Here is a 9,538-nt window from a genome sequence, read left to right as displayed (position 1 = left end):
GCCTGCATCATGTTGTTGGCGTTGATCTCCCAGATGCAGGTGCGGCCCTCGACGCGGTGGGCGTTGCTCTCGACGACGTCGCCGGGCAGCGTGATGGCGACGGCCATGGACATCTCGGAAATGTGCGCCATCAGGCGGCCCATCAGTTCCATGGACTTCGCGGCGTTCTGCATGGCGGCGTTCATGTCTTCCTGCGCCGCGTCCTTCGCGGCGTCCGACTTCTCGGGAGTCGGGAGCTCGTAGGAGGCGAGCTCGTAGTTGCCGTCGCCGTGCTTGATGATCTTCAGGCCGCTGCCGCCGAAGGTGCCGCCGACGCCCTCGGAGAACGACTCCAGGTCCGGGTAGCTGAGCTTCATCTCGACGTTGCGGCGGCCGTCCACGACGTCGTTGGCGTACGAGACGAGCTTGACGCCGTGCTTGCCGATCTTGGCCGCGAACTCGTCGCGGTCGAAGTCGGCGAAGTCGGGAGCTTCGTCCATCTCCGCGGCCATCTCGCCGCCGAGCGCGCTCAATTCGGCGAGGGTCTGCTCCACTTCCTGCGACACCGAATAGGTCATCGTGTAGGTGCCGCTGCCGTCCTTGGCGATGTCGGTCGCCATCTTGATCTGCACGCAGCCGGCCATGGCCGCGACGAGGACCACGATTGCCAAGAGCCTGAGCTTCTTCATGTCCGTTTCCTTCCTCTGCTCCGGCCGGGGCCGGGTCGTGACGGTGCGGCGGGCGGTTGCGGCGCCGGCGGCGAAGTATGCGCCATCGGCCCCGCGAGATCAAGCAGCCCGCGGAATCGGGTCAGGGCTCGCCGCGCCAGCCGTCGGGCAGCGCGTCGGGCGGCAGCAGCGCCTGCGGGCGGCCGCGGGACTCCCCGACCAGGCGCAGGAACTCCAGGCCGGGGTCGGCCGGCGCCTCGAGCGGCGCCGCCACGACGTGCGGGCGCGGCCACGCCAGGTTCAGCGCCATCCCGGGCAGCGGCAGGCCCAGCTTCGGCAGCTCCAGCAAGGGACGCGGCGGGAACTCCCGCAGCCGGACGGGCTCGTCCGGGGCGATCCCGGCCAGTTCGCGGGCGCGGGCGATGGCGTCGCCGAGGCCGCCGATCCCGTCGCAGAGGCCGCGCTCGACGGCGTCGGCGCCCATCCAGACGCGGCCGCCGCCGATCTCGCGCACCCGCGCCTCGTCGAGGCCGCGGCCGGCGGCGACGGCGACCACGAAGCGGTCGTACATCTCGAGGATGCGCTCGCGGGCCAGGCCCGATTCCTGCGGCGAGAGCGGCCGCGCCGGCACGTCGAAGCCCAGCGGGTAGCGCACGGCGCGGTTCATGTCGGCGTGGCGGCCACGCGCGACGCCGTCGGCGGCGACGCCGGCCTTCTCGTGCATCGTCTCGTCCCAGAGCCAGCCGGAGATCACGCCGACCGAGCCGGTGATCGTCAGCGGCGTGGTGAGGATCTCGGTGCCGTTCATGCTGATCCAGTAGCCACCCGAGGCGGCGACGTCGCCCTGGCTGACCACGACCGGCTTGCCGGCGTCGCGCAGGGCGCGGATGGCGCCGGCCACCAGGTCGCTGGGCAGGGGATCGCCGCCCGGGGAATCGGCGCGCAGCACCACCGCCTTGACGTCGGGGTCGCCGACCAGGGCGTGCAGGGCCGCGGCGGTGCTGCGGCCCCTGATGCCGGTGTCCATGGCGCACTCGCCGACCGCAAAGACCACGGCCACGGCCGGCCGGCGGCCCCAGCGGTCGTCGGGGTGGTCGCGCAGCAACTGCGGGTCGACGCCGGCCAGGACCGCGCCGCGGTCCTGCTGCAGCCGCTCGGAGAGGTCGTGCCAGCGGGCGGTGCTGTCGGCGAGGCCCAGGGCCACGGCGCGCTGGGCGGACAGCATGACCTCGTCGTCGACGATCGAATCGAAGGCGGCCGGTTCGAGGCGGCGGCCCTCGGCCGTGGCCGCGCGCGCCCACTCGTAGATGACGTCGGTGATGCGGCCGCGCTGTTCGCGGTCGGCGGGCGACATGTCGGTGCGCGAGAGGACCTCGACGGCGGTCTTGTGGTCGAAGTACTGCAGGGCCTCGAAGCCCAGGCCCAGCTTCTCCAGCAGGCCGCGCAGGTAGGTGCGGCTCAGCTCGACGCCGGGCAGCTCGAGCCCGCCCTCGGGGTCGATGGTCAGGCGATCGGCCACCGCGGCGACCGGGTAGAGCAGCATGCCGGCGCGGTCGAGGTGCACGTCGACGGTCTTGCCGCGCGCCCGCAGATCGGCGAGGCGCTCGCGCAGTTCCCACAGCAGCGACGGCCGGCCGCGCAGGCCGGCCAGGTTCACGGCCACGCCGTCGAGCCGCGGGTCGTCGCGCACGGCGTCCAGCATGCGCTGCAGGTCGAGCCAGGCGATGCGGGTGTCGTCGAACAGGCGCGGCTTCTGGTAGGTCAGCACCTTGTTCTCGAGATTCAGGACCGCGACGCGCGGCGGCGCGGCGCGCGCCAGCGGGTTCGGCAGCAGGCCCCGCGGCAGCGGCGCGCGCGGGGGGTCGGATTCCACGAGCCAGGTCGTGCCCGTGCGCTCGCCGCCGTCGTCAAAGGCGGGTAGGACGCCCAGGCCCAGGCCGTTCAGCGTCACGCCCAGGCTCCAGGTCGTGTTCCAGTCGCCGTCGCGCTCACGGGCGCGCAGGCCCAGCCGCAGGCCGCGCAGCGGCTGGACGGCCAGGCCCAGGCCGGCGACGTCGTCGTCCCAGTTCTTCCCGTCGGACAGCGCGTATTCGGCGAAGACGGTCAGCAGCGGCGTGCCCAGCGGTCGCAACGAAACGTCGGCCAGGGCGGCGCGGCTGTCGGATTCGAGGGACTCGATGCCGGTCACGCCCAGCGCGAGGGCGCGCCCGGGGCGCAGGAGGTGGCCGAAGACCAAGGCCTTCTCGCGGCGCAGTTCGTCGTCGCCGCCGCTCCAGCGGTAGGCCAGTGCGGTGTGGTTGCGCCCGTCGCCGAAGGCGAAGCCGAGCTGCCAGTCCGTGGCGCCGCGCTCGCCGCCCGGGGCGTCGAAGCTGCGGTGCTGCGCGGCGAGGCCCAGGCGGTGGCCCCAGCTGAAGCCCCAATCGTCGAAGCGGTCGCCGCGGCCGGCGGGGTCGGTCCACCAGAAGGCGGCCGAGGCGCGGTCCGCCGCCGCCCACGCGGCCGGGTTGGCGAAGGCGCCGGCGGCGCCGCCGGAGGCCGAGGGGGGCAGGGCGAGGTAGGGGAAGTCGACCTGGGGATCCGTGGGTGGGGGGCCGGCGACCACGGACGGAGTCATCGCGATGCATGTGGTGATTGAGACAAGCAGGGCCGAAAGGATGGTCGGAACGGAACGGATGCGCACGGCGCTCTCCTCGGTTCGGTCGATGGGGACTTGTGACCGGCGGGAGCATAACGTCCCGATACGTGCAAGCCAACAGGCGATCCCCAAGGCGCCGGTTGACGGCTTTCGCCAAACCGGCTATAATAATGACCAGTTTAAAGGAATACCGGTAATAATTATGACCAGGAGTGAGGAGATGTTCGGGACGCTGCAATCGCTCATCCTGGATTTCCAGGAATCCGAGTTGCAGACCGGGGTGTCCCGGCACCTGCGCATCGAACCCGTGCGCGGCAAGGCCGCCGTGTGCATCGGCGTGCGGCGAAGCGGCAAGTCGACGTATCTGTTCCAGGTCATCCAAGGGCTGTTGGACGAGGGCGTATCGCGCCGGAACATCCTGTACTTGAACCTGTTCGATGACCGGCTGCACTTCCTGCGCCATGACAACATCTCGCTGATCACCGAGGCGTACTACTCTCTCTATCCGGACAAGAAGAACACCGAGACGATCTATTGCTTCTTCGACGAGATCCAAGCAGTCGACGGATGGGAGCCGTTCATCGACCGCGTGTTGCGCACCGAGCGGTGCGTGGTGTACCTGACGGGTTCCTCGGCGCAGATGCTGTCGCGGGAGATCGCGACCCAGATGCGGGGCAGAGCGCTGTCCTGGGAGATGTTTCCCTTCTCGTTCCGCGAATTCCTCGATGCCAAAGGCATCGCGAACCGTGCGGCGCTCTCGACGAAGAACCGGCTCCGGATCCGCAACGCCTTCGAGGAATACTGGGAAACTGGGGGATTCCCGGAAACTGTCGGGCTCGACCGCAACCTGCGGATCAGGATCCATCAGGAGTACTTCCATACCATCCTGTTCCGCGATCTGGTGGAGCGGCACGACGTCCCGCACCCGAAAGCCGTCGCCGACTTGGCCCGATGGCTGGTCGACAACACGGCGTCGCGGTATTCCGTCAACAGGCTGACCGGATACCTCAAATCGCTCGGCCACAAGGTGCCGAAAGCAGCGGTCGCGGATTACATGGAGTGGTTCGAGGACGCCTACTTCCTGTTCACCGTGCGGGTCTTCGACGCGTCGTTGGCGCGCAGCAACACCAATCCCAAGAAGGTGTACTGCATCGACCACGCCCTGGTGGCTTCGGTGTCCTCGGGGATCCTGATCAACTCCGGGCACTTGCTGGAGAACCTCGTGTTCACGGCGCTCCGCCGAACGTACCAGGATCTCCATTACTACAGGACGAAGTCGGGCCGTGAAGTCGATTTCATCGTGACGCGCCGCGGCCGCTCGCGGCTGCTGGTCCAGGTGTGCGAATCCCTTGCCGATCCGTCGACGCGGAAGCGGGAAACGGCAGCCCTGGTCGAGGCGATGAGCGAGTTGGGTCTCGATGCCGGTTACATCGTGACCAGGCATGACGACGAGCGGATCGATACCGGAACAGGTATCATTTCGGTGACCCCAGCCTGGCGCTTCCTGCTCGATCTCGATGGACCACCGGAAACGTCGGGAGCGAACCCGCGATGACGTCCTTCTACACCGCCTTCGCCGACCACTACGAGAAGGTCTTCCCGGTGCGCGAGCCGGCGGTGGCCTTCCTGTTGGACGCCGTGCCGCCCGGCGCGCGCGTGCTGGACCTCGGCTGTGGGCCGGGGCACCACTGCGGGCGCCTGGCCGCCGCCGACCGCCAGCCCGAGGGCCTGGACCTGGACGTGGGGATGATCCGCGCCGCCCGCGGCCGCTACCCCGGCATTCCCTTCCACGTCGGCGACCTGGCCGCGCTGTCGGCGCTGCCCGGCAGCTGGGACGCCGCCTACTGCATCGGCAACGTCGCCTCCCACGTCGACGACGAGGGCACGGCCGGCTGGCTGACGGACCTGGCCGCGCGCATGTCGCCCGGCGCGCCGCTGGTCGTGCAGACCGTCGACTGGGACGCGCTGGCCGGCGAGACGTTCCATCGCTTCGCCGACCTCGACCTGGGCGGCGGCGCCGTCTTCGCGCGGGAGTACCGCGACCTCGGTCCCGAGCGGACCCGCTTCCTGACGCGGCTGGTCGTGGAGGGGCGCACGCTGTTCGCCGGCGAGGTCGAACTCTACCCGCGCACCGCGGCGGCCTGGCGGGACCACTTCGTCGCGGCGGGCTTCGACGTGAAGGGGCACTTCGCCGATTTCGCCCGCGCGCCCTACCCGGCGGGCGGCGGCGGCAGCGTCTGGCTGGTTCACCGCCGCTGAGCCGGCTCCTCCTTCAGGGGCTGCGCCTCGAGCCAATCCTCGCCGAAGATCGTGCGCTTGCGGGCCTCGTGGTTGCCCGCGCGCCAGCCGTGGTTCAGCGCCGCGCCCCAGCGCTGCCAGTCCGCGAAGTCGTTCCCCTGCAGCAGGGCCGAGGCACGCAGCAGCGCGGCGCGCGAGGTGTCGGCCGGCAGCGTCCACCAGGAGAGGCGCGGGTCGGTGAGCAGCGGCGGCGGCGGCGTGACGGGCGGCGGTGCGAGCAGCGCGTCGTCGGGGACGATCACCAGGCTGCTCCAGAAGTCCGCGGTGTCGGCGGGTCGTGGCCGCAGCGGTCCGACCGGTTGCAGCGTCGTGAGGGGGACGGCCTCGTCCGGCATGATCACCAGCGGGGGCAGGACGTTCAGCACGCGCGCCGGGCGCCGGGGCGGCGGCTGGACGTGCAGGCGGCCGCGGGGGTAGAGGTCGGCCGCGAACTGGCCGCCGAACCAGAGCAGGACGAGCGCGACGGCGCAGCTCAGCGGCCAGCGGCGGCGGTTCTCCTGCAGGCGCTCGTGCAGCCTGGGCATGGACTCCGCGCCTCCCGTCGCGACGCGGCGGCGACCCCGGGGAGGGACGCCGCCGCGCGGCTCGGCCGTCGATGGGTTGGCGCTCCCGGCCACCGGGAGCGCGCCGTCACTTCTGCTGGGCCATCTTCTCGCGCAGCTCGTCGATCATCGCGCGCAGCTCGGCGATGTCGGCGTGCAGGTTCTCGATTTCATCGGTCCCCGGGGCCAGCTCGCGGTGCAGGCGCCTGATCTCCTCGTGCTCGGGGCCGCCGGAGCGGAACTTGCGCATCTGCATCGCGTGCGGCGCCATGCCCAGGGAGCGGACCACCGCGGCGCCGCCCTCGCGCTCGGCCAGCTCGGCCTTCAGCGTCATCTCCTTGCCCTTGCGCAGGACCTTGGCCTCGAGCTGGTCGCCCTTCGCCATGCCGCGCACGGTCGTGATGACGTCGTCGGGGTCGGCGACCGGCTCGCCGCCCAGAGTGAGGATCACGTCGCCGGCCTGGAAGCCGGCCTTGGCCGCCGGCGAATCCTCCACCACGGACTCGACCAGGGCGCCGCCGTCCTTGGCGCCGAAGTACGCGCCTAGCTGCTCGCCCAGCTCGCGCACCTGCACGCCCAGCCAGGCGCCGCCGCCGGCCGCCGTCCAGGTCGCGTCGCCCTCGCCGAGCTGCGCCCAGAAATCCTCGTCGCCGTCGCCGCGCTTGAAGAATTTGTATTCCTCGTCGCCGAGGGCGACGTCCTCGCCGTCCAGGACGATGATGCTGCGGCCGGCGACCTTCAGGGCCTCCTCGTCGCCGAGCTCGCGGTCCTCGACCAGGACCTCCTTGCCGTCCTCGACCTTCCAGACCTTCAGGTGCGTCTTGCCGTCTTCCTTCTTCACCTCGACCCGCAGGTTCTCGTCGCCGCCGGCCGCGTCGTCGTCCGTCAGGACGATGGTGCGGACCTTGACGGTCTTGCCGTCGTCGGCCAGGGCGACCGAGACCGAGAGGGTGAGCGCCAGGGCCACCAGGGCCAGGCTCGCGAGCCAGGGTTTTGTCGTCAGGGGGCGGATCATGACGGGGCTCCTTGTCAGGGGTGGGGCCCGGCGCGGCCGGGCCCGGAATCGCCGATTCCAGGCGGATCCAACAACCCGCGGCGTCCGCTGGTTCCCAGCGGATCAGGCGTCCGCGGGGGGGCCGGTGTTCTGCAGGTCGTCGTGGAACGCGGTGCCGTAGATGTCCCAGACCGACACGAACAGGCCGGCCACGATGGGCCCGACGATGAACCCCGACATGCCGAACAGCAGCAGCCCGCCGACGGTCCCGAAGAAGATCAGCAGCTCGTGCAGCTGGGTGTCGTGGCCGACCAGGCGCGGCCGCAGCAGGTTGTCGATGCTGCTGACGACCAGGCCGCAGAAGGCGCCCAGCAGCAGGCCGCGCGCCGTCTCGCCGGTCACCAGCAGGATCAGGACGGCGGGCAGCCAGATCAGGCCCGCGCCCACGCCCGGGATCACCGACGTCACGACCATGACCGTGCCCCAGAACACGGCGCCCTCGATGCCCGCGACCGCGAACGCGAGGCCGGCCAGGACGCCCTGCGCCAGGCCGATCAGCAGCGTCCCCTTGATGGTGGCGCGGGTGACCGAGGTGAAGCGGTCCAGCAGCCGGCGCTCGTCCTTCTCCTGCATGGGCAGGTACCAGATGGCGTGGCGCAGCAGGGACGGGCCGTCCATCAGGAAGAAGTACATGCAGTACAGCAGGACGAACAGCTGCAGCAGGGCGTTGATGGTGCCGCGGGTCATGGCGCTCACGCTCTGGAACAGCAGCGCGCCGGCCGAGCCCACGACCTCGCCGGCCTTGGTCAGCAGCAGCTCGCGGTAGGGCTCGATCTGCGCCTGGAAGGGCATCGAGGCCAGCAGGCGGGCCATCGCGTCGGGTTCGGCGAGCCGCTGCTGGGCCCAGGGGATGGCGGTCTCGCTGATGCGCAGCGCCTGGGAGGCGACCACGCCCAGCACCGCGCCCAGGGGCACCGCCACGACCAGGAACACGATCAGCAGGGTCGTCAGCGAGGCCAGCACCTTGCGCCCGCGCATCCAGGCCAGGAGCCGGTTGTAGAGGGGGCGGGCCAGGCCGGCAAAGATCGCCGCGAGCAGGATGGACAGCAGGAAGGACTTCAGCATGCGGGCGAACAGCGCCGAGACGGCGATCACCAGCAGCAGCAGGAAGATCTTCTGGAAACGGTCGCGTTCCATGGCCCTCCGAACGGATCAGGTACGGCGGTCAGCTCAGCGGCTTGCTCACGGTGAAGGCGCCCCGCAGGTCGCCGACGGCGAAGCCCGTCGCGGCGTCGTCCGGGTACAGCTTCTTCACGGCCGCGGCCACGTCCGGCGCCAGCTCGCCGCCGTGGCACTGCAGGCACATCGGCGCGGTGCCGATGGCCTTCAGGTAGCGGAAGGTCTTGTGGCCCGCGTCGTCGTCGACGACCTCCCAGACCTCCATCGCGCCGAGGTCCTCGCCGGCCGCCTTGCGCGTCGCGAACTCCGCGAGGCGCGCCTGCTCCCAGTCGTCGGGGGCGTTGGCGGGGTTGCGGACGCGCAGGCTGGTCCGCCCGATGATCACGCCCTCCTCGGTGCTGATCGTCTTGGCCAGCGGCAGGGCCTCGACGTTGCAGACCTCCAGGGCGCCGATGGCGCCGTTCGCCGCGATGGCCTCCTGCAGGGCGCCGCGCAGGGCCTGGCCCAGCCGGTCGACGGCCGTGCGGCAGGCGGTCAGTTCGGCGGCGTGGTCGTCCGCGGCCGTGGCGGTTGCAGCAGGTGTCTGCGAAGCGGGCGTCTGCTGCTTGCCCTTGTCGCCGCAGCCGCAGATGGCCAGCGTCGCCAGCAGGGTCAGGATGGTCAGGAACCTCATGTCGCACCCCCGGGTCGCAGGTAGTTGTCGTTGAACACCGTCAGACGCAGTTCGGTCATCTCTTCCATGGCGAAGCGCACGCCCTCGCGGCCGAAGCCCGACCGCTTCACGCCCCCGTAGGGCATGCTGTCGACGCGGAAGCTCGGCACGTCGCCGATCACCACGCCGCCCACCTCGCAAGCCTCGGCGGCGAAGCGGGCGCGGCCCAGGTCGCGCGTGAAGACGCCGGCCTGCAGACCATACTCCGAATCGTTGACGCGCGCGACGGCGTCGGCGAAGTCGGTGAAGCGCTCCAGCACCACCACCGGGCCGAACACCTCGCGGCAGGAGACGGGCAGCCCGCGGGGCACGTTCTCCAGCAGCGTCGCGGTGTAGAACGGGCCGCGTCGTTCGCCGCCGCAGACCAGGCGCGCGCCGGCGGCCGTGGCCTCGTCGACCCAGGCCGCGACGCGCACGGCGTCGTCCTCGCTGATCAGGGGGCCCAGGAAGGTGGCCTCGTCCAGCGGGTCGCCCATGACCAGCTCGCGGGCGGCCGCGGCCAGGCGGTCGCGCAACTCGTCGTACAGGGTA

9 protein-coding genes are annotated in these 9,538 nt (G+C 71.0%); 2 read left to right on the top strand and 7 right to left on the bottom strand.

All coding sequences use genetic code 11. The annotated features are described in order from the left end of the window. Nucleotides 1–668, bottom strand: a 668-nt coding sequence (locus Q7W29_02410) for a hypothetical protein (GenBank protein MDO9170664.1), incomplete at its 3' end; no start/stop codon positions are given. A 121-nt stretch (nt 669–789) separates the two neighbouring features. Then, nucleotides 790–3,261 carry a S49 family peptidase gene (locus tag Q7W29_02405; GenBank protein ID MDO9170663.1) on the bottom strand — a complete coding sequence of 824 codons (2,472 nt, stop codon included), beginning with the start codon at nt 3,259–3,261 and terminating at the stop codon, nt 790–792. Nucleotides 3,262–3,502: 241 nt separating this feature from the next. On the opposite strand from Q7W29_02405, the gene Q7W29_02400 reads away from it, so the two are divergent. After that, on the top strand, nt 3,503–4,837 hold the full coding sequence (locus tag Q7W29_02400) for an ATP-binding protein (GenBank protein MDO9170662.1): 1,335 nt from the start codon (nt 3,503–3,505) through the stop codon (nt 4,835–4,837). Continuing rightward, nucleotides 4,834–5,541, top strand: coding sequence for a class I SAM-dependent methyltransferase (locus Q7W29_02395; GenBank protein MDO9170661.1), 708 nt, complete (start codon nt 4,834–4,836; stop codon nt 5,539–5,541). Before Q7W29_02400 ends, Q7W29_02395 begins: the two co-directional genes overlap by 4 nt. Here Q7W29_02395 and Q7W29_02390 read toward each other — a convergent pair. The 5 genes from Q7W29_02390 to Q7W29_02370 form a co-directional block, all read right to left on the bottom strand. After that, nucleotides 5,529–6,104 (bottom strand): hypothetical protein, encoded by a 576-nt coding sequence (locus tag Q7W29_02390; protein MDO9170660.1) that lies wholly within the window; start codon nt 6,102–6,104, stop codon nt 5,529–5,531. The two genes, Q7W29_02395 and Q7W29_02390, sit on opposite strands and share 13 nt — an antisense overlap. A gap of 106 nt (nt 6,105–6,210) precedes the next feature. Further along, on the bottom strand, nt 6,211–7,137 hold the full coding sequence (locus Q7W29_02385; protein MDO9170659.1) for a PDZ domain-containing protein: 927 nt from the start codon (nt 7,135–7,137) through the stop codon (nt 6,211–6,213). Nucleotides 7,138–7,239: 102 nt separating this feature from the next. Then, nucleotides 7,240–8,313, bottom strand: a complete 1,074-nt coding sequence (locus tag Q7W29_02380; protein ID MDO9170658.1) for an AI-2E family transporter — start codon at nt 8,311–8,313, stop codon at nt 7,240–7,242. Nucleotides 8,314–8,341: 28 nt separating this feature from the next. Next, nucleotides 8,342–8,968: a DUF3365 domain-containing protein gene (locus tag Q7W29_02375; GenBank protein MDO9170657.1), complete on the bottom strand. Its 627-nt coding sequence runs from the start codon at nt 8,966–8,968 to the stop codon at nt 8,342–8,344. Next, the coding region (locus tag Q7W29_02370) for an aldehyde dehydrogenase family protein (GenBank protein MDO9170656.1) at nt 8,965–9,538 on the bottom strand (574 nt) is incomplete at its 5' end. The genes Q7W29_02375 and Q7W29_02370, both read right to left, overlap by 4 nt.

It is taken from the genome of bacterium (genome assembly GCA_030654305.1).
Classification (GTDB): domain Bacteria; phylum Krumholzibacteriota; class Krumholzibacteriia; order LZORAL124-64-63; family LZORAL124-64-63; genus PNOJ01.
Note: the sequence above shows the minus strand (reverse complement) of the source record. Positions and strands in the feature narration are given on the sequence as shown.